At 64.2% G+C, this 18,047-nt stretch carries 18 protein-coding genes; 6 read left to right on the top strand and 12 right to left on the bottom strand.

Going from position 1 to position 18,047, the window contains the following annotated elements; translation table 11 throughout:
- Positions 1 to 33 precede the first annotated feature (33 nt).
- The gene (locus VHN57_RS03500) at positions 34 to 216 is read right to left on the bottom strand and encodes a hypothetical protein (protein WP_004211308.1); all 183 of its coding nucleotides are present in this window, start codon (positions 214 to 216) and stop codon (positions 34 to 36) included.
- A 235-nt stretch (positions 217 to 451) separates the two neighbouring features.
- Between VHN57_RS03500 and VHN57_RS03495 the strand changes: the two genes are divergently transcribed.
- A complete protein-coding gene (locus tag VHN57_RS03495; RefSeq protein ID WP_004211306.1) occupies positions 452 to 1,387 on the top strand; it encodes a crotonase/enoyl-CoA hydratase family protein in 936 nt (311 codons plus the stop codon).
- 3 nt (positions 1,388 to 1,390) lie between these two features.
- Here the strand turns inward: VHN57_RS03495 and VHN57_RS03490 are convergent, their stop codons facing one another.
- The 3 genes from VHN57_RS03490 to groES form a co-directional block, all read right to left on the bottom strand.
- Positions 1,391 to 3,382, bottom strand: a complete 1,992-nt coding sequence (locus VHN57_RS03490) for a putative bifunctional diguanylate cyclase/phosphodiesterase (RefSeq protein WP_278984468.1) — start codon at positions 3,380 to 3,382, stop codon at positions 1,391 to 1,393.
- A 241-nt stretch (positions 3,383 to 3,623) separates the two neighbouring features.
- Positions 3,624 to 5,267 carry a chaperonin GroEL gene (groL, locus tag VHN57_RS03485; protein ID WP_004211302.1) on the bottom strand — a complete coding sequence of 548 codons (1,644 nt, stop codon included), beginning with the start codon at positions 5,265 to 5,267 and terminating at the stop codon, positions 3,624 to 3,626.
- Between the two features lie 56 nt (positions 5,268 to 5,323).
- Positions 5,324 to 5,611, bottom strand: coding sequence for a co-chaperone GroES (groES, locus tag VHN57_RS03480; RefSeq protein ID WP_004211301.1), 288 nt, complete (start codon positions 5,609 to 5,611; stop codon positions 5,324 to 5,326).
- Positions 5,612 to 6,543: 932 nt separating this feature from the next.
- Here groES and VHN57_RS03475 point away from each other — a divergent pair.
- The 4 genes from VHN57_RS03475 (at position 6,544) to yghU (ending at position 9,007) form a co-directional block, all read left to right on the top strand.
- A complete protein-coding gene (locus VHN57_RS03475) occupies positions 6,544 to 7,053 on the top strand; it encodes a hypothetical protein (protein ID WP_278984470.1) in 510 nt (169 codons plus the stop codon).
- 42 nt (positions 7,054 to 7,095) lie between these two features.
- The gene (locus VHN57_RS03470; RefSeq protein WP_278984472.1) at positions 7,096 to 7,323 is read left to right on the top strand and encodes a hypothetical protein; all 228 of its coding nucleotides are present in this window, start codon (positions 7,096 to 7,098) and stop codon (positions 7,321 to 7,323) included.
- Between the two features lie 279 nt (positions 7,324 to 7,602).
- The gene (locus VHN57_RS03465) at positions 7,603 to 8,040 is read left to right on the top strand and encodes a universal stress protein (protein WP_278984473.1); all 438 of its coding nucleotides are present in this window, start codon (positions 7,603 to 7,605) and stop codon (positions 8,038 to 8,040) included.
- 97 nt (positions 8,041 to 8,137) lie between these two features.
- The gene (gene yghU, locus VHN57_RS03460) at positions 8,138 to 9,007 is read left to right on the top strand and encodes a glutathione-dependent disulfide-bond oxidoreductase (protein WP_278984475.1); all 870 of its coding nucleotides are present in this window, start codon (positions 8,138 to 8,140) and stop codon (positions 9,005 to 9,007) included.
- A 97-nt stretch (positions 9,008 to 9,104) separates the two neighbouring features.
- On the opposite strand, the gene VHN57_RS03455 is transcribed toward yghU, so the two are convergent.
- Positions 9,105 to 9,716 carry an NAD(P)-dependent oxidoreductase gene (locus tag VHN57_RS03455; RefSeq protein ID WP_278984477.1) on the bottom strand — a complete coding sequence of 204 codons (612 nt, stop codon included), beginning with the start codon at positions 9,714 to 9,716 and terminating at the stop codon, positions 9,105 to 9,107.
- Positions 9,717 to 9,826: 110 nt separating this feature from the next.
- Here VHN57_RS03455 and VHN57_RS03450 point away from each other — a divergent pair, with 110 nt between their 5' ends.
- Positions 9,827 to 10,219 carry a winged helix-turn-helix transcriptional regulator gene (locus VHN57_RS03450; RefSeq protein ID WP_278984478.1) on the top strand — a complete coding sequence of 131 codons (393 nt, stop codon included), beginning with the start codon at positions 9,827 to 9,829 and terminating at the stop codon, positions 10,217 to 10,219.
- Here VHN57_RS03450 and VHN57_RS03445 read toward each other — a convergent pair.
- From VHN57_RS03445 to VHN57_RS03415, 7 genes are all read right to left on the bottom strand, one after another.
- Positions 10,216 to 11,244: an acyltransferase family protein gene (locus VHN57_RS03445; RefSeq protein WP_423282789.1), complete on the bottom strand. Its 1,029-nt coding sequence runs from the start codon at positions 11,242 to 11,244 to the stop codon at positions 10,216 to 10,218. The two genes, VHN57_RS03450 and VHN57_RS03445, sit on opposite strands and share 4 nt — an antisense overlap.
- Before the next feature lie 77 nt (positions 11,245 to 11,321).
- On the bottom strand, positions 11,322 to 11,639 hold the full coding sequence (locus VHN57_RS03440) for a hypothetical protein (RefSeq protein ID WP_423282787.1): 318 nt from the start codon (positions 11,637 to 11,639) through the stop codon (positions 11,322 to 11,324).
- 114 nt (positions 11,640 to 11,753) lie between these two features.
- Complete coding sequence (ligA, locus tag VHN57_RS03435; RefSeq protein WP_423282785.1) at positions 11,754 to 13,865, bottom strand: NAD-dependent DNA ligase LigA; 2,112 nt, start codon at positions 13,863 to 13,865, stop codon at positions 11,754 to 11,756.
- A gap of 21 nt (positions 13,866 to 13,886) precedes the next feature.
- The gene (locus VHN57_RS03430) at positions 13,887 to 14,261 is read right to left on the bottom strand and encodes a putative quinol monooxygenase (RefSeq protein WP_037511323.1); all 375 of its coding nucleotides are present in this window, start codon (positions 14,259 to 14,261) and stop codon (positions 13,887 to 13,889) included.
- 141 nt (positions 14,262 to 14,402) lie between these two features.
- Positions 14,403 to 16,064, bottom strand: a complete 1,662-nt coding sequence (gene recN, locus VHN57_RS03425; RefSeq protein ID WP_278988265.1) for a DNA repair protein RecN — start codon at positions 16,062 to 16,064, stop codon at positions 14,403 to 14,405.
- 52 nt (positions 16,065 to 16,116) lie between these two features.
- Positions 16,117 to 16,905 (bottom strand): outer membrane protein assembly factor BamD, encoded by a 789-nt coding sequence (locus VHN57_RS03420; RefSeq protein ID WP_037492082.1) that lies wholly within the window; start codon positions 16,903 to 16,905, stop codon positions 16,117 to 16,119.
- 67 nt (positions 16,906 to 16,972) lie between these two features.
- Complete coding sequence (locus VHN57_RS03415; RefSeq protein ID WP_278988266.1) at positions 16,973 to 17,992, bottom strand: sensor histidine kinase; 1,020 nt, start codon at positions 17,990 to 17,992, stop codon at positions 16,973 to 16,975.
- Positions 17,993 to 18,047: the final 55 nt, after the last annotated feature.

Below are 18,047 nucleotides of genomic sequence, written 5' to 3'. Positions count from 1 at the left end.
CGCGCACAAGAGCAGCGCGGCCTGACCGCCGTTTCAGCCCGCCCGGCGGACGCCGTCGAACAGGGTCATCGCGTCAATGTCGAACCCCTCGACCCGGCGATAGCGGCCGATGAAGCGCAGACAATCGGTGGACAGGCGCAAGGTCCAGGGCTGGCCCTGCGCATCCTGTAGCGTGAGTGTCACATTCTTGCGGGCCGGAAGGCGATGCATGTCCATGCGACCGCTCTAATTAACAATGGTTAACAAAGGGCTGAGCAGACGGGCTGAAAAGGCGAAACGAAAATTTCTGTTGCGATATCGCAACAACAATCTCCATTTCGGCGCATTTACCGCGCTTTCCGGGCAACAGTTGCGGATAAAAATGGTTAATGATCTGTCAACTATTTGTCCCGCACTGCATCATAAGCGCCGACCGTCGAAGGTTCAGATTCAAGAGAAAAATGGGGCGCACATGATTGATTCAGGACGCTTTAGTGCAGCTGACGAGCGCGCGACCGAGGTCGAAGCGGCATTCGAGATCGAAAGCTTTGGCGAGGATGCCGTAACGTCATCCCCCGCCCCTTCCCAACTGTTCGACCTGGGCCAGATCGACGTGCAGTGGGAGGCCGAATCCGAAACACTCTGGGCGTTCATGACGCCGGCCAATCGACCCAATTTCAGCATGACCATGCTGCGCGACGTCCGCTACTGGTATGCCGAGACCAAGCGGCTGTTCGATGCCGGCCAATTGCCGGTCAAATATATGGTCGCCGGCTCCCGCTTCCCCGGCGTGTTCAATCTGGGCGGCGACCTGGAACTGTTCGCCGGCTGCATCGAGCGCGGCGACCTGCCCGGTCTGGTCCAATATGGCCATGCCTGCATCGACGTGGTCCATCGCACCTGGCGCAATGGCGACATGCCGGTGGTATCGATCGCGCTGGCGCAGGGCGATGCGTTGGGTGGCGGGTTCGAGGCGCTGCTCTGTTTCGACGTGGTGATCGCCGAGCGCAGCGCCCGTTTCGGCCTGCCCGAAATGCTGTTCGGCCTGTTCCCCGGCATGGGCGCCTATTCGATCCTGTCGCGCAAGCTGGGCCGGCTGGCGGCCGAGCGCATGATCCTGTCGGGCAAGGTCTTCACCGCGGAAGAGATGTTCGACATGGGCATCGTCCATACGCTGGTGGAGGATGGCGAGGGGGAAGCGGCGGTGCGCGATTTCGTCGCCCGCAATCGCCCGCATCATGCCGGCCATGTCGGCGTCTATGAAGCCGGGCGCCGGGTCGATCCGCTGCACCATGACGAACTGAAGGATATTGTCGAGAATTGGGCCGCTTCGGCGCTCAAGACCGACCTCAAGGATATCCGCATGATGCGCCGGCTGGCGTCGGCCCAGACGCGGCTGACCAAATAAGGATCAGGCCAGGCGGCGCTGGCGGATCAGCGCCGCCATGTCATGGATATCGGCCCTGTTGCGGTTGAGCAGGGCCTGCAACTCGCCGATCGGGACCGGACGGCTGAGGACGAAGCCCTGGACGTTGGTGAAGCCGGTTTCGCGGGCGTAGCGCAACTGTTCCTCGGTCTCGATCCCCTCGGCCACCGTCTCCACCTCCAGCGCGCGGGCCAGATAGGCGACGGACTGGGCGATGGCGCGGTCGCGGGGATTTTCGCCGACGCCGCGCATGAAGCTCTGATCGACCTTGATCGTGTCGAACTCATGGGTGCGCAGCGCGCCCAGCGAGGAATAGCCGGTGCCGAAATCGTCGAGCGCCAGGCGCAGGCCGATGCGGCGCAATTCGCTGAGGATCAGATGGGTGCGGCGATCATCTTCCAGGAAGATGGATTCGGTGACTTCCAGTTCCAGCCGGCGCGCCTTGAGCCCCGACTGGAGCAAAGCGGAAATGACCGCGCGCGGCAGGCCGTCGGTCTTGATGAGCGCGGGAGAGATATTGACCGCGACCCGGATATCCTCGTCCCAGCCCATCGCGTCGCGGCACGCCTGGGCCAGCGCCCAGTTGGTCATCGGCTCGATCAGTGCCGAGCTTTCGGCGATCGGGATGAACTCGGCCGGGGAAATCCAGCCCAGTTCGGGATGCTGCCAGCGCATCAGCGCCTCGCAGATGGTGATCCGGCCAGTCTCGGTATCGAAGATCGGCTGATAATGAAGTTGCAGCTCGCCATTGGCGAGCGCGCTGCGCAGCCCGGTCTCCAGCTCATAGGTGCGGTTCTGCCGCTCCTTCATGGTCCAGTCGAACTGGGCATGGCGGTTTCGGCCGGCATGTTTGGCCTTGTAGAGCGCCAGATCGGCATGCTGCAGCAGTTCGTCGCCATCTGCGCCATCTTCCGGTGCGACGGCAATGCCCATCGAGGCGGAAATGGTCAGGTGATGACCGCCAACTTCGAAATCGCCGGCAAGAATGCGGGTGATGTCGCCCGCGATCACTTCGGCCTGGATGCGGCTGACGCCAGGACAGATCAGCACGAACTCGTCGCCGCCGAAACGCGCGACATGGCCGCGCCGGTCGAGCGCACGGGTCAGCCGTTCGGCCACCTGGCACAGTAGCTGGTCGCCGACGATATGGCCCAGCGTGTCGTTGATTTCCTTGAACCGGTCGAGGTCCATCCACAGGACGGCGGTCTGATCCGCATCGGAAATGCGATTGTCGAACAGGTCGCGCAGCCGCATCTGCATCGCCATGCGGTTTTCCACGCCGGTCAGGCTGTCATAGCGGGCCAGCCGCTCGAACTTGATCGCGAGGTTGCTCTTCTCCTGCTTGCCTTGCATCGCTTCCAGCACGATGCGGTGCGTGGTCTTGGTGATTTCCGCCATGGCGAAGATCATCAGGAAGCAGAGCACGCCAAGGACGACATAGCCGACGCCACCGGCGATCAGCAGGCCGATGGAGGTCGGCAGCATGGTGAAGCAGGTCTGGCCGACCGCGACATGGACCCGGCCGGCATTGCGGCCGGAAATGCCGCCCGCATAGGAGGCGACCATGCCGACGGCCAGCACATGCAGGGTCGCATTCTGGCTGATCGTCAGGGTCGCAAGCGACTGAAGCCCGAGCAGCGCGGCATAGATCCAGGCGCCCATTTCATAGGCGATTCCCCAGATCGGACGCGCCGGACCATCCTGATGCGCCAGCGCGCGCTGGAAATAGACGGCCGAAATGGAGCGACTGATTCCCACGATCAGGACCAGCGCAGCGATGATGTGCATGGTCAGGACATGGGCCTGCCAGGCGATCACGATACTAAGCGAACCTCCTGAAATCGCGCCAGAAAGCAGCGATGCCGGGGAGGCATAAAGCGCCTTGACGAGGCTATCCTGCACCTCAGCATTCTGCTGGGTACGGGGCGCAAAGCGCGCGCGCAGGACTGCGCACAGATGGCGGACGAGGCGTGACACGTGCCAGCATAGTGGCGGATCAGCCTTGAGATTTGGTAAACCAGATGCCCACCAAAGCAGATCAATTCCGCTGCCCGATCAACAATATCCCCCTACTCCTCCCCGGCCAAGGCACCGTCATATGGGGCCGGAAGCAGGCTGTAGGACAGCAGAAACGACAGGCACGAAAAAGGCCGGTGGATTGCTCCACCGGCCCCTTTCTTGTCGCGTGAGCGAGAACTTCGTTTCGGTCGCGACCGAATTAGAAGTCCATGCCGCCCATGCCGCCCATGCCACCCGGCATTGCGGGCATGGCGGGCTTGTCTTCGGGCAGTTCCGAAACCGCGGCTTCGGTGGTGATCAGCAGACCAGCGACCGAGGCAGCGTTCTGGAGCGCGGTGCGCACGACCTTGGTCGGGTCGATGACGCCGGCGGCAACCAGGTTTTCATAGGTGTCGGTCGACGCGTTGAAGCCGAACGAGGTGTCGGTCTGGTCGAGCAGCTTGCCCGAGACGACGGCACCGTCATGGCCGGCGTTGGCGGCGATCTGGCGAACCAGCGCCGTCAGCGACTTGCGAACGATGTCGATACCGCGGGTCTGGTCGTCATTGGCGCCAGCGACGCCTTCGAGAACCTTGGTCGCGTAGAGCAGCGCGGTGCCGCCACCGGGGACGATGCCTTCTTCGACGGCAGCGCGGGTCGCGTGCAGGGCGTCGTCGACGCGATCCTTGCGCTCCTTGACTTCGACTTCGGTCGCACCGCCAACCTTGATGACGGCAACGCCGCCAGCCAGCTTGGCCAGGCGTTCCTGCAGCTTTTCACGGTCATAGTCCGAAGTGGTGACTTCGATCTGCGCACGGATCTGCTCGGTACGGCCCTTGATCGAGTCGGCATCACCGGCGCCATCGACGATGGTGGTGTTGTCCTTGTCGATGGTGACGCGCTTGGCGGTGCCCAGCATGCCCAGGGTGACGTTTTCGAGCTTGATGCCCAGGTCTTCCGAGATCACTTCGCCCTTGGTCAGGACGGCGATGTCTTCCAGCATGGCCTTGCGGCGGTCGCCGAAGCCCGGTGCCTTGACCGCAGCAACCTTCAGGCCGCCGCGCAGCTTGTTGACGACCAGGGTCGCCAGCGCTTCGCCTTCGATGTCCTCGGCGATGATGAGGAGCGGACGGCCCGACTGAACCACGGCTTCCAGGATCGGCAGGATCGACTGCAGATTCGAGAGCTTCTTCTCGTGGATCAGGATGTACGGATCAGCCAGCTCGACAGCCATCTTTTCCGGGTTGGTGATGAAGTAGGGCGACAGGTAGCCGCGGTCGAACTGCATGCCTTCGACAACGTCCAGCTCGAAGTCGAGACCCTTGGCCTCTTCCACGGTGATGACGCCTTCCTTGCCGACCTTTTCCATGGCTTCGGCGATCTTCTCGCCGACTTCCTTGTCGCCATTGGCCGAGATGATGCCGACCTGGGCCACTTCGGCCGAACCGGCAACCGGCTTCGAACGCGACTGGATGTCCTCGACAACCTTGGCGACGGCGAGATCGATGCCGCGCTTCAGGTCCATCGGGTTCATGCCGGCGGCAACCGACTTCATGCCTTCGCGCACGATGGCCTGGGCCAGGACGGTCGCGGTGGTGGTGCCGTCACCGGCGATGTCGTTGGTCTTCGAAGCGACTTCGCGGACCATCTGGGCACCCATATTCTCGAACTTGTCCTTCAGTTCGATTTCCTTGGCGACGCTGACGCCGTCCTTGGTGATGCGGGGGGCGCCGAAGCTCTTGTCGATGACGACGTTGCGGCCCTTCGGGCCCAGGGTCACCTTGACCGCGTCGGCCAGGATGTCGACGCCGCGCAGGATGCGCTCACGAGCGTCACGCGAAAACTTTACGTCCTTCGCTGCCATGATCTAATTCCTTTGAAAAATAGGGAAAAATGGAAAACCGAAATTCTGCGGGTCGCTTAGGCGACAATACCCAGAATATCCGATTCCTTCATGATGAGCAGGTCTTCACCGTCGACCTTGACTTCGGTGCCCGACCACTTGCCGAACAGCACGCGATCGCCGGCCTTGACGTCCAGCGGAGTGACCTTGCCGTCTTCGGCCTTCGAACCCGAACCGACGGAGACGATTTCGCCTTCCTGCGGCTTTTCCTTGGCGGTGTCGGGGATGATGATGCCACCGGCCGTCTTCGCTTCCGCTTCAATGCGGCGAACGAGAACGCGGTCATGCAACGGACGGAATGCCATGATGATTGCCTTTCCCTTTGTGCTGGGATGGGTCCGGCGCGGCCCGCAAGAGGAATATCCCCGTGCGATATTGTGCCCCGCCTTGTCCTTCTCCCGATGAACTCTCTCATTGTTAGCACTCGCGGATGGAGAGTGCTAGCGGCATGCATATGGAAAAGTCGTTTCGCCGGTCAAGGGCGGGACGGGATAAAAATTTTCGCCGTCACGATGGATCGGGGATCGATCGGACCGGCGTGCGGGCCATAGCGCAATCCCCCTGCCCCGTCATGCCGGGCGCGACGGACCGCACGGGGATTGCGACGCGACAGGTGGCAGGACGGGTAACAGCACAGGGCCACGCGCCTGTCGAAGTTCACAGTGTAAACGGGGTTTCCGGGGTCTTTGCACCGCCAACGCGCCGGGAACGCGTCGGCTACGCGCCTGTCGCGCGTCGGGGGTATGGGGGCGCGGGTCGGTGGCACGCGCCCGTCATGCAGCGGCGGGGCGGCGGCGACGCGGCACATAGGCGCCTGCCGCGCATCGATGAGGCTACAGGCGAGGCAGAGGCGGCGATGCGAAGAAAGGCGCTGGTCCATCGCGCAGGGTAGATCAGAAATCGGGCATGTAGGACAGGGTGGCGCGAAGCGAGCATCTCCCGTCATTGCGAGCGTAGCGAAGCAATTCACCGGCGCGAGATGGATTGCTTCGCTACGCTCGCAATGACGATGTTGGGTTTTGGCGGCTAACGACCATATACGGACTTGCCGTACGGGGCATTGTGCCGACAAACCTAGATCGGCGCGAGGAAGAGCTTTCCAGCGTTGGGGCGATCCATACCGCTGGATCAGGCGTGGTTCGCTCGAAATGGCTAAACGGCTTGCCCCGATAGGAACAAAGCGCCAACATGTTGAGGGCAAGAACGAAGCGGGGCGAACGTGAATCAAAAGACAGACATGGCGTTGGAACTGGCTGACCTTTGTGATCGCCTGTATTCCCAAGTAACGACACGCGGCGATGAATTCCTTGCGCAGAACTTTGGCGTCGAAAAATGGTCCGCAGAATTTTTCCAACTCGTGTTCAGCATCACAAATCGAACGGCGCAGTTGGAGCGCCTGCTGGTCAACGAGAAGATTAGCGAGCCCGTTCTAGCGGGCGCAAAGAGTCATCTTTCAACCATCCGTTCCGCCTTTGACAGAACGGCCCTTGGTCATCCGTGGAAGGATCAGGGGTTCGCAAGGGTGAGCACTGCACATAGCAGTCCGATCAGGATGCTATCCGCTGTGATTAGCCGAGATCATTCTTATCCCGCACTTAGTAGTGATGAGCGGACAGAGATCGCGGGCATTGTTAATGAATTACTGGACTGGCTGGATGAGCATCAACTCTCGGAAAGAGACTTCATTCGTGAATGCCTTATTGATGGACTGCGAGAATTTCTCTTCCGACTTGAACGATTAGAGTAGCTTGGTTGGGGTTATTCAGTTGAGTCTCTTAAAGATGTTATCATGGCATATTTTGCCCTTGAACGTGGATTAGATCCTATTTCCAATCCTGATGCGGGGGCGATGCTTCAGAAAATCGGCGTCGCGCTCAAAAAGGTATATGGTTTTGCGACGGGCACGAAGGAAGCCACGGAAACCGCAGACTGGGCACTTTCATTTTTCCACGTCGCGATGAAAGTCGGGGCGACTGGAAGCGGCGGCTTCATCGCCGGGTATCTGACAGGGTCATAGTCGTTAAGCGATCACATGCACCGACGTTCGCTAGGTCGCGTGAATAAATTCGGTCGGTCTGCAAACGACCATGATCGGACTGTCCGCTCCCCACCCAAATCCGTCACCCCAGCCTTCGCTGGCATGACGATGAGGGAATGACCGCGCCTGCCCCCTCCCCCATTGCCCGGCGATTGCGGCATGTCCTTATTCATGTCGCGTCGGGAATCTTTGATGGCTGGGGCATCCCGCGCGCGCGTCACGGGTTGGACGGCGCATAAGCGATAAGAGGAGAGCGCCATGTCCTATGCCACGATCGTCGCCGCCGTCGATGTCAACGCCCCTGACCTCGCCCGTGCCGCCATTGCCGGCGCGGCCGATGTGGCGGGGAACCAGGGCGTCGTCCATCTTCTCTATGTCCGCTATTATCTGCCGACCCGCTATTCCGAACTGCTGGACGGCGGTTTCGACGAGAATGAGGAGCGCCATGCGCTGGCGGCGATGAAGACATGGGCGAGCGAGGCCGGGCTGGCGCCCGATCGCACCCATTTCCTGACCCGACGCGGGCGGGTGCGCGACGAGGTGCTGAGCGAAGCGGCGCGGCTGAAGGCCGACCTGGTGGTGATCGGATCGCACCAGCCCTCGCTCACATCCAAGTTGCTGGGGTCCAATGCGTCGGCGATCATCCACCAGTCGCCGGTCAGCGTGCTGGTGGTGCGGACGCAGGCAGCGGAATAGCAGAAATAATCAACAGGGGTTGAGCGGCGCTCGGTTGCGGCGGGCGAACGCCGTTCCTACCTGCCGGGCATCAGAGATTTATCGGAGCGATGCCCGCATGACCGACAGCTATACCCCGCCCGCCGTCTGGATTTGGGACAAGGACAAGGGCGGCGCCTTTGCCAATATCAACCGGCCGATCGCCGGTGCGACCCATGACAAGCCATTGCCGGTCGGCCCGCATCCGCTCCAGCTCTATTCGCTGGGCACGCCCAATGGGCAGAAGGTGACGATCCTGCTGGAGGAGTTGCTGGAGGCGGGCGTCACGCAGGCCGAATATGATGCCTGGCTGATCCGCATCGGCGATGGCGACCAGTTCGGCAGCGGCTTTGTCGAGGTCAATCCCAACAGCAAGATTCCCGCGCTGATGGACCATAGCGTGTCGCCGCCGCAGCGCGTGTTCGAATCCGGCGCGATCCTGCTCTACCTGGCCGAAAAGTTCGGCAAATTCCTGCCGACCGACCCGGCCAAGCGCACCGCGGCGCTGAGCTGGTTGTTCTGGCAGATGGGCAGCGCGCCGATCCTGGGCGGCGGCTTTGGCCATTTCTTCGCCTATGCGCCGGAAAAATACGAATATCCGATCAACCGCTACACGATGGAAGTGAAGCGGCAGCTGGACGTGCTGGACCAGCATCTGGCGGAGAATGACTATCTGGCGGGCGACGAATATTCGATCGCCGATATTGCGGTGTGGCCCTGGTATGCGGGCGTGCTGCTGAACCGGGTCTATGGCGCGGCGGAATTTCTGGACGCGGGCAGCTATACCCATGTGCTGCGCTGGGCAAACCAGATCGATGCGCGCCCGGCGGTGAAGCGCGGGCGGATCGTCAACAAGACCAACGGGCCGCTGGAGGATCAGCTGCACGAGCGGCATGACGCCGGCGACTTTGCGACCAGGACGCAGGACAAGCTGGAGGGGGTGGCTTAAACGGCCACCCGCTCGTCATCGCGAGCGAAGCGCGGCGATCCATGGATTGGTTGGGCGCTGCCCGCCTTCGGCCCGCTCCGCTCGCAATGACGAAGGATCAATAGCCTACAGTGAAGCGCTGGCGGATGTGCTTGGGCGCTTCGATCTCGTCGGCGAGCGCGATGGCATAGTCGGCATAGGAGATGCTGCTATTGCCCTCGCCATCGACCAGCAACTGGTCGGTGCCGAGGCGGAAATGCCCCTTGCGGTCGCCGACGAAGAACAGGGCCGAGGGCGAGAGGAAGGTCCAGTCGAGATCCGCCACGCCGCGCAGATAGGCGAGGAAATCGCCGCCCCGGCCGGCTTCGGCCTTATAGGCTTCGGGAAAGTCCGGCGTGTCGATCAGCTTGACGCCCGGCGCGACCTCCAGGCTGCCGGCGCCGCCGACCACCAGATAGCGGGCCACGCCCGACGCACGGACCGCGCCGACCAGCGAGGCCGGATCGGTGTCGGCGAACATCACGGCGCTCACCACCACATCATGGCCGGCAAGCAGCGCGCTGAGCGCGGCGGCATCCTTGACGTCGCCGGCAACGGCGGTGACGCCGGCGTCCTGCACCGCATTTTCGGGATGGCGCGAGATCGCCGTCACCTGATGGCCGCGGCGGGCCAGTTCCGCGCTGATTTCCCGCCCTGCCCGGCCGCTGCCGCCGATGATCGCGATCTTCATGTTCCATTCTCCATGGGTAGTTACCAATGGAAACCAGATAGCGATTAGGATATCATGATCGCAAGAAGGCACTTTGCCATCACCTGGTTACGCCGAGGAAACCGCCTGCCATGACTGCGCCCACGCCCCTGCCCCGGATCGGCGACGCCTATGATCCCGATTGCCCGACCCGCCATGTGCTGGACCGGATCGGCGATAAATGGGCGGTGCTGGTGATACTGACGTTGAAGGACGGGCCGGTGCGGTTCAACGATCTGCGCCGGCGGATCGGCGCGATCTCGCAGAAGATGCTGTCGCAGACATTGAAGAGCCTGGAGCGGGACGGGCTGGTGAGCCGCGCCGCCTATGCCACGGTGCCGGTGACGGTGGAATATCGGCTGACGGAGATGGCGCAGGGGCTGATCGGCATATTGGACCAGATCACCCGCTGGGCCGAGGGCCATGTCGGCGCGATCATGGATGCCCGCCGGGCGCATGACGCGCGGGAGGTCGAGGCCGCCTAACCGGCCTGGGTGACGCGCTGGCCCTGTGACGCAGTGCGATCGCGCCACCAGCGGTTGATGCGGCGGGCGGCCGGGCGCTCCACGCCATAGGTGAGCGCGCTTGCCAGCAGCAGCGAGGCAGCGGTTGCCAGCACGAAGCCGATCCAGGTCGACAGGCCGGCGCGGTCGACCAAGTTCATGATCGCCAGCCCGGCATTATGGTGGATGAGGTAGAGGGCATAGCTGATCGCACCCAGCCAGAGCAGCAGCCGATGGCGCAGGAAGGGCAGCCAGCCGCGCAGCATCGCGGCGAAGATCGCCATCACCAGCAGCGCCGCGACCAGATATTCGCGCGGGTCGGCCCAGGCGATCGTCGCCAGCGCCGCCACGATGAAGAGCGCCTGTTGCCCCCAGCGACGATGGCCCGACCAGATGCGGTAGAAGAGCATGCCGATGATGAAGAAGGGGATATAGTCGAGCACCAGCAGCATGACGAGGCGGCTGGGCATCGCGTGCCAGCCGGCAATCGCGGCCTTGATCGCGAGCCAGCCGAGCAGCAGCCATTCGAGCCGGGCGAAGCCGCCCCCCATCCAGATCGCCAGCATGCAGCAATAGAAGGCGAGTTCCACGCCCAGCGTCCAGTAGACGCCATCGACCGCGGGCAGATAGAAATAGCCCTGCAGCATCGTCATGTTGACCGGGATCACCCAGGCGGGCGGCAGCAAGCGGCCGGCGCCGAGCAGCAGGACGATGCCGATCGAGAGCGCCATCGCCGCCCAATAGACCGGGAAAAGCCGGGCGAAGCGCTTGACCGCGAAATCGGCGGCACTGCGCGTTCCTTCCAGCGAGAAGGCGATGACGAAGCCGGAAATGGCGAAGAAGAGCAGCACGCCATAGCCGCCATGTTCGAACAAGGGCGGCAGGCGATGCCCTTGCGGGAAGAGCTTGGGATAGATGTTGAAATAATGGAAGAGCAGCACGGAAAAGGCCGCGATGCCGCGCAACGCGTCCAGTTCCTGCAATCGCGTCCGACCCTGCCCCATCATCCCCCTGCCCTACGCCCCCACGCGATAAGATTGGGTAAATTTGCGTGAACGATAGCGCCCGCCCTGGGGCGCCGGCATCAATTGCCGTCGGCGTCGACCATGAACTGCATCGGCTTGCCGCGCGATTCCGGTTCCCAGCCGGCCGCCAGCGCCGCGCGTACGCCACGCGCGACGATGGCGTCGTTGATCTGGAGCCGGCCGCGCGCCAGTCCTTTGAGCAGGCGCTTGGGCGGCGGAAATTCCAGCACGGCACCGCGCTGCGTCCCCTGCTGCTGCAGGGCGACGGTCATGCCGCGCCAGCCATCCGCATCGCTCCATTGCGGTTCGCGCCGCACTTCCCAATCATAATGCGCGCCGTCGACCAGGACGGTGCCACTGTTGTTGTTGTTTGACATGATGATCGCCCTATAGAGCATAATCCATTCATTCTGAATGGATTATGCTCTACTTTCCTTTTATTTTCCGCATTTTCGGAGCCAGCAGATGATACCATCTGCTTCGAAAATGCTCTAGCCTGCCGCCCTGACGATGTCAGCCCAGGCTTGTTCGCTAATCACCTCGATGCCGAGCGCGGTCGCCTGCTTGAGCTTCGATCCCGCGCCGGGACCGGCGACAACCAGGTCGGTCTTGGCGCTGACCGATCCCGCCGCCTTGGCACCCAGGCGCTCTGCTTGCGCCTTGGCCTCGTCGCGGCTCATGGTTTCCAGCTTGCCGGTGAAGACGACGATCTTGCCGGTAACGGCGCTGGCGGTGGTCTCGACGACATAATCGGGCGGCGACACTTCGCTCAGCAGATCGTCCCACGCCTCGACATTATGGGGTTCGTGGAAGAAATCGGCCAGCGCATGGCCCACGGCGGCGCCGACATTCTCGACCCCGATATGCTCGGCGATCGTCTTGTCCTTCTTCGCCTGCGTCTCATAGGCCTGATCGCGCAGGGCGATGATCTCGTCGGCCAGGGTGCGGAGCGCAGGAAGCGTGGTGTAGCGCTTCAGCAGATCGCGCGCGGTGACGGCGCCGACATGACGGATGCCGAGGCCGAACAGCAGCTTGGCGGCATCAGGCGCGCGCTTCGCCTCGATCGCGGCGAGCAGATTGTCGACCGACTTTTCCTTCCAGCCCTCACGCCCCAGCAGTTCGCCGGCATGGGTGCGCAGGCGGAAGATGTCGGCCGGCTCCTTGATCCAGCCAAGGTCGAGAAATTCCTCGATCGTCTTTTCGCCCAGTCCCTCGATATCGAGCGCGGCGCGGCTGACGAAATGGCGCAGCCGCTCGAACCGCTGGGCGGCGCAGATCAAGCCCCCGGTGCAGCGATAATCGACTTCCTCCTCCTCGCGCACCGCTTCCGATCCGCAGACCGGGCAATGGGTGGGGAAGGGAAAGGGCGCGCGCACGTCGTCGCGGGTCAGATTGTCGACCACCTGCGGGATGACGTCGCCGGCGCGCTGGACGACGATGCGGTCGCCCGGCCGCACGCCCAGCCGCTCGATCTCGTCGGCATTGTGGAGCGTGACGTTGGAGACGACGACGCCGCCGACCGTCACGGGCGTCAGACGCCCGACCGGAGTCAGCTTGCCGGTGCGGCCGACCTGGATGTCGATCGCCTCCAGCGTGGTCTGGGCGCGTTCGGCCGGGAATTTATGGGCGATCGCCCAGCGCGGCGCCTTGGCCACGAAGCCGAGCCGCTGCTGCCAGTCGAGCCGGTCGACCTTGTAGACCACGCCGTCAATGTCGAAGGGCAGATCGGCGCGCGCGCGCTCGATCGCGCGATAATGGGCAAGAATGGCGTCGATGCTATCGACGCAGACCAGCATGTCGGACACGGGCAGGCCCCAGCTGGCGATCGCCTGCATCACGCCCAACTGGGTGTCGGCGGGCAGCGCGCTATGGGCGCCCCAGCCATGGGCGAGGAAACGCAGCGGGCGGCTGGCGGTGACGCTGGCGTCCTTCTGGCGCAGCGATCCGGCGGCGGCGTTGCGCGGATTGGCGAACTGGCGCGCCTTGTCGGCATCCTCCGCCTCGTCCAGCAGCCGCTGGTTGAGGGCGACGAAATCCGCCTTGGCCATATAGACCTCGCCCCGCACCTCGAACAGGTCGGGGATGGCTTCGCCGGTCAGGCGCTGGGGGATGTCGGCGATGGTGCGGACATTGGCGGTCACATCCTCACCCGTGGTGCCGTCGCCGCGGGTCGCGGCCAGCACCAATTCGCCCTGCTCATAGCGCAGCGAACAGGACAGGCCATCGATCTTCGGTTCGGCAGTCATCGCCACCGGCGCGTCTTCGGCCAGCGCCAGGAAGCGGCGGACGCGCGCGGCGAACTCGGCGATATCCTCGTCGGCAAAGCCATTATCGAGGCTCATCATGCGGACCGCGTGCGGCACTTTCTTCAGCGCCGAGGTGGCGGCAGCGCCGACCTGCGCATTGGGCGAGTCGGCGCGGATCAGATGTGGGAAGGCCGCTTCGAGCGCGTTATTCTCGCGGATCAGCGCGTCATAGTCCGCGTCGCTGATCTCCGGCGCGTCCTGGTCATGATAGAGGCGGTTATGCTTCGCCACCTCCCTGGCAAGGCGCATCAGGCGGTTGGCGGCTTCGGCTTCGGGAAGGCTGGCGGGATCGGTCATGGGGATGCCTTAACGCCCACTTCAGATTCCCGCCACCGGCACGGTTTCGAAATGCTGGGGAAAGCCGGCGATGATCGGGCGCGCCTTGGCGATGGCGGCGCGGACGGCGGGGAGTTTCAGCGAGGCGGCGTGACTTTCGCGGCTGTCCCAGACTTCGGTGATCCAGAGCGCGTCGGGATTGGCGGTGTCGAGCGCCACGACATAGGAGAGGCAGCCGGGCATCGCGCCGATCGCATCCTTGAGATAACCGACCAGTTCGTCGCGCTTGCCCGGCGTGCTGAGCATCTGGCCAATCAGGCCGTAGCGCGGCTTTGCCTCCTGCGCGGCGGCGGGGATGGCAGTTGCGGCCAGCGTCGCGGCTGTAAGGCCGAGCATGTCTCTGCGATTATGGGTCATGCGGCTATCCTATCCCCTCCGTTCGTCCTGAGCGAAGTCGAAGGACGCGCCGAGCGGAGCGAGGCGCCTTCGCTTCGCTCAGGTGAAGGCTTCGACTTCGCTCAGCCCGAACGGTATGTGAAACGCGCGAATTGGCAAGCCTCAAGCTTCCAGCAGCCGTTCCGCCTGTGCCCGCGCTTCGGCGGTGATTTCCGCGCCGGAGAGCATGCGGGCGATTTCCTCACGGCGTTCGCCATCGCTGAGCGCGTGGACGCCGGTGCGGGTGACGGTACCGTCGCTCGACTTGGCGATCAGCATATGGCCGGCACCGCGCGCCGCGACCTGGGGGCTGTGGGTGACGACGAGGATCTGGTTGCTCTGCGCCAGGCGCGACAAGCGCTCGCCGATCGCATCGGCCACCGCGCCGCCGACGCCCCGGTCGATCTCGTCGAAGATCAACGTGTCGGCCCCGCCCTGCTCCGCCAGTGCGACCTTGAGCGCGAGGATGAAGCGGGAGAGTTCACCGCCCGAGGCGATCTTGGCGAGCGGCGCGAAGGGGGCGCCGGGATTGGTCGAAATCTCGAACTCGACCCGGTCCATGCCAGCGCCGCTCCATTGTCCCTCATCGAGCGGCGCGACGACGGTGCGGAAGCGGGCGGCGTCGAGCTTCAGCGGCGCCAGTTCGCCCGCGACCGCCGCGTCGAGCCGGCCGGCGGCGAGCTGGCGCTCGGCCGACAGCGCCTGGGCAGCAGCGCGATAGGTTGCCGCCTTGCGCGCGACATCGGCGTCGAGCGCAGCGATATGCTCCTCCCCGCCCTCGATCGCGGCGAGGCGGGCGGCCATCTCATCGCGGAGTGCGGCCAGATCGTCCGGCGCGACCTGATGCTTGCGGGCCAGGCCACGCAGGTCGAACAAGCGGGTCTCGATCGCGTCCAGCCGGGCGGGATCGAAGCTCAGCGCCTCGGCCGCCTCGGCCAGCTTGTCCTCCGCCTCGCCCGCTTCGATCACGGCGCGGTCCAGCGCTTCCAGCACAGCGGAGAGCGGTTCATATTCGCCCGCGATCCGGTCGAGCCGACGCGCGGCCTGGCGCAACTGGGCAAGGCCGCCGTCCGAGCCGGTCAGGCAATCGGTGACGGCGGACAGATCATCGGACAGGCGCGCGCCCTTCTGCATGGTCGCGCGCTCCTCCGCCAGGGTCGCTTCCTCGCCGGCTTCGGGCGCGAATTTCGACAGTTCGGCGACGGCATGGTCGAGATAGTCGCGGTCGCGCGCGGCATTGGCGACCGTCTCGCGCGCCTGCGCCAGATCGGCGGCGGCGGCACGCCAGGCGGCATGAGCGGTGGCGACCGCCTCCGCCTCGCAACGGCCATAGGTGTCGAGCAGCGAGCGATGGCCGCGGGCGTTGAGCAGGCCGCGATCGTCATGCTGGCCGTGGATTTCGACCAGCGCGCCGCCCAGATCGCGCAGCAGCGCGGCAGAACAGGCCTGGTCGTTGATGAAGGCACGGCTGCCGCCATCGGCCTTGACCGTACGACGGATCAGCAGCGGTTCGCCCGGATCGATCTCGATGCCATTGTCGGCCAGCAGCAGCGCGGCGCGATGTCCGGCGGGCGGCGGATCGAAGCTGGCGGTGACACTGGCCTGTGCCTCCCCTGCCCGGACAAGGCCGCTATCGGCGCGGGCACCGAGCGCCAGCCCCAGCGAATCGAGCAGGATCGACTTGCCCGCGCCGGTTTCACCGGTGAGGACGGACAGGCCGGCGCCGAACTCCAGGTCCAGCGCCTCGATCAGCACGACATTGCGGATGGCAAGCGAGGTCAGCATGGCGCCTGTCTAACTGCCATCGCACAAAAGGGGAACAAATAAAGCGTGCGCCTCAGCTCTTGACCGGATGCTGCTGCATCAGCTTGTAGCTGCGCTCATACCATTTGGTGCCGGGATAGTTGCGGCCCAGCACGGCGGCGGCCTTCTGCGCTTCGGCCGGGATGCCGAGCGAGAGATAGGATTCGACCAGACGCTCCAGCGCTTCGGGCGTGTGGGTGGTGGTCTGGAACTTGTCGATCACGGTGCGGAAACGCAGCGTGGCGGCGAGCCACTGGCCCCGGCGCTGGTAGAAGCGGCCCAGCTCCATTTCCTTGCCGGCGAGGTGGTCATTCACCAGGTCGACCTTCAGACGGGCGTCGGCGGCATAGCGGGTGTCGGGATAGCGGCGGATCAGTTCGCCCAGCGCATCCATCGCCTGCTGCGTGATCTTCTGGTCGCGGGTGACGTCGGCAATCTGCTCATAATAGCACAGCGCGATCAGATAATAAGCGTAGGGCGCGTCCTTGTTGCCGGTGTGGATCGACAGAAAGCGCTGCGAGGCCGCGATCGATTCCGGATAGTCGCGGTTCATATAATAGCTGAACGCCGACATGAGCTGCGCGCGGCGCGCCCAGGGCGAATAGGGATGCTGGCGCTCGACCTCATCGAACAGTGCGGCGGCGAGCTTGTACTGGCCGCGATCGAGGCGGGCCTTGCCGCTGTTGTAGAGGGTCGACACGTCGCGGGCGACGTAGAGGGTGTCGGCCTTGTTCTTCGATGTGGAGCAGCCGGTCAGCACAGGCGAGGCGATCAGGACCAGAGTGGTGGCCGCGCCGATGCGCGTCAGGGTTTTCGTCAGCATGCGCCGGGTCATAGCCGAGCGGATCGCCGTCGCCAAGCGCCAGAATGTTGCAGAACGTTAAGCCGTGTCAGCGCGTCTGTTTCGGCAGGTCGAGGCAGGCCATGGCGCCGCCATCCGGCGCGGGTTCCAGCCGGAAGCGGCCGCCAAGCTGCTGCGCCAGCGCGACGGCGATGCGCAGGCCGATGCTGGTCGGCCCGTCGGGCATGGTCCCGTCCGGCAGGCCGCGCCCATCGTCGACGATGCGCAGGTGAAGCGCGCCGTCCGCCTGCTGTTCCAGCGTCACCGCCACCCGCCCGGCGCGATCGGGCAGGCCATGTTCGATCGCGTTGCTGACCGATTCCGCCACGATCAGCGCCAGCGGCACGATGACATCGGGCTCGAGCGACAGGCCATCGGGCGCGCAGATGGTGCAATCGATATCGGTGCGGCCCGACGCATCGACGATATCGGCGCAGAGCATGACCATGAAGGCGCGCAGTTCCTGCCCCTGCCCCGAGGGATCATAGAGGGCGCGGCTGATCTTGCCGATCAGGGCGAGGCGCGCGGCGGCATCGTCCAGCGCGCGGCGGGCGACATCATTGTCGATCTGGCGCCGCTGGAGCGAGAGCATGGCGGCCACCACCTGAAGATTGTTCGACACGCGGTGCTGGAGTTCGCGGAACAATAATTCGCGATTCTCAGCCAGGGCGCGGCTGCGCTCCCGCTCCACCGCCAGGTTGAAATTGGCGCGCTGCATGAAGTGGATGATCAATATGTCGACGGCCACGACCATCGTGTAGAAGATCAGCGCCATCGCGACGCCGGGGTTGAAGGCCAGCGCATAGAAGGGCGGGATGAAGCAATACCAGGACAGCAGCCCGCCGATGACGGCGGCGAAGATGCCCGGCCGCACCCCGAACAGGAAGGAAGAGAGGATCACTGCCGGGAAGAAGGTGACGAAGGGATAGCCGACCGGCAGCAGCGTTTCCGCTGCGACACGCGCCAGCCAGGCGAGCATGCAGAGCAGCAGGCTCAGGGCATAGCCATAGACCGGTCTTGGAAGCACGAGCGGCAGGCGCTCGACAAACCGCTCATTGCTGCGTTGCATGGACATTCCCCCAAGAACCGTGACGCGACCGTATCAGATGTCGCCCCCCGCGCCT

The organism is Sphingobium salicis subsp. salicis (genome assembly GCF_049472635.1).
Classification (GTDB): Bacteria; Pseudomonadota; Alphaproteobacteria; order Sphingomonadales; family Sphingomonadaceae; genus Sphingobium; species Sphingobium yanoikuyae_A.
This window is presented reverse-complemented; position numbering and strand designations above follow the sequence as displayed.

What these genes read in the sequence shown, in the direction of transcription:
- VHN57_RS03500 (WP_004211308.1), bottom strand. Translation starts at nt 216, where the DNA reads ATGGACATGCATCGCCTTCCGGCCCGCAAGAATGTGACACTCACGCTA.
- VHN57_RS03495 (WP_004211306.1), top strand. Translation starts at nt 452, where the DNA reads ATGATTGATTCAGGACGCTTTAGTGCAGCTGACGAGCGCGCGACCGAG.
- groL (WP_004211302.1), bottom strand. Translation starts at nt 5,267, where the DNA reads ATGGCAGCGAAGGACGTAAAGTTTTCGCGTGACGCTCGTGAGCGCATC.
- groES (WP_004211301.1), bottom strand. Translation starts at nt 5,611, where the DNA reads ATGGCATTCCGTCCGTTGCATGACCGCGTTCTCGTTCGCCGCATTGAA.
- VHN57_RS03475 (WP_278984470.1), top strand. Translation starts at nt 6,544, where the DNA reads ATGGCGTTGGAACTGGCTGACCTTTGTGATCGCCTGTATTCCCAAGTA.
- VHN57_RS03470 (WP_278984472.1), top strand. Translation starts at nt 7,096, where the DNA reads ATGGCATATTTTGCCCTTGAACGTGGATTAGATCCTATTTCCAATCCT.
- VHN57_RS03465 (WP_278984473.1), top strand. Translation starts at nt 7,603, where the DNA reads ATGTCCTATGCCACGATCGTCGCCGCCGTCGATGTCAACGCCCCTGAC.
- yghU (WP_278984475.1), top strand. Translation starts at nt 8,138, where the DNA reads ATGACCGACAGCTATACCCCGCCCGCCGTCTGGATTTGGGACAAGGAC.
- VHN57_RS03455 (WP_278984477.1), bottom strand. Translation starts at nt 9,716, where the DNA reads ATGAAGATCGCGATCATCGGCGGCAGCGGCCGGGCAGGGCGGGAAATC.
- VHN57_RS03450 (WP_278984478.1), top strand. Translation starts at nt 9,827, where the DNA reads ATGACTGCGCCCACGCCCCTGCCCCGGATCGGCGACGCCTATGATCCC.
- VHN57_RS03445 (WP_423282789.1), bottom strand. Translation starts at nt 11,244, where the DNA reads ATGATGGGGCAGGGTCGGACGCGATTGCAGGAACTGGACGCGTTGCGC.
- VHN57_RS03440 (WP_423282787.1), bottom strand. Translation starts at nt 11,639, where the DNA reads ATGTCAAACAACAACAACAGTGGCACCGTCCTGGTCGACGGCGCGCAT.
- ligA (WP_423282785.1), bottom strand. Translation starts at nt 13,865, where the DNA reads ATGACCGATCCCGCCAGCCTTCCCGAAGCCGAAGCCGCCAACCGCCTG.
- VHN57_RS03430 (WP_037511323.1), bottom strand. Translation starts at nt 14,261, where the DNA reads ATGACCCATAATCGCAGAGACATGCTCGGCCTTACAGCCGCGACGCTG.
- recN (WP_278988265.1), bottom strand. Translation starts at nt 16,064, where the DNA reads ATGCTGACCTCGCTTGCCATCCGCAATGTCGTGCTGATCGAGGCGCTG.
- VHN57_RS03420 (WP_037492082.1), bottom strand. Translation starts at nt 16,905, where the DNA reads ATGCTGACGAAAACCCTGACGCGCATCGGCGCGGCCACCACTCTGGTC.
- VHN57_RS03415 (WP_278988266.1), bottom strand. Translation starts at nt 17,992, where the DNA reads ATGCAACGCAGCAATGAGCGGTTTGTCGAGCGCCTGCCGCTCGTGCTT.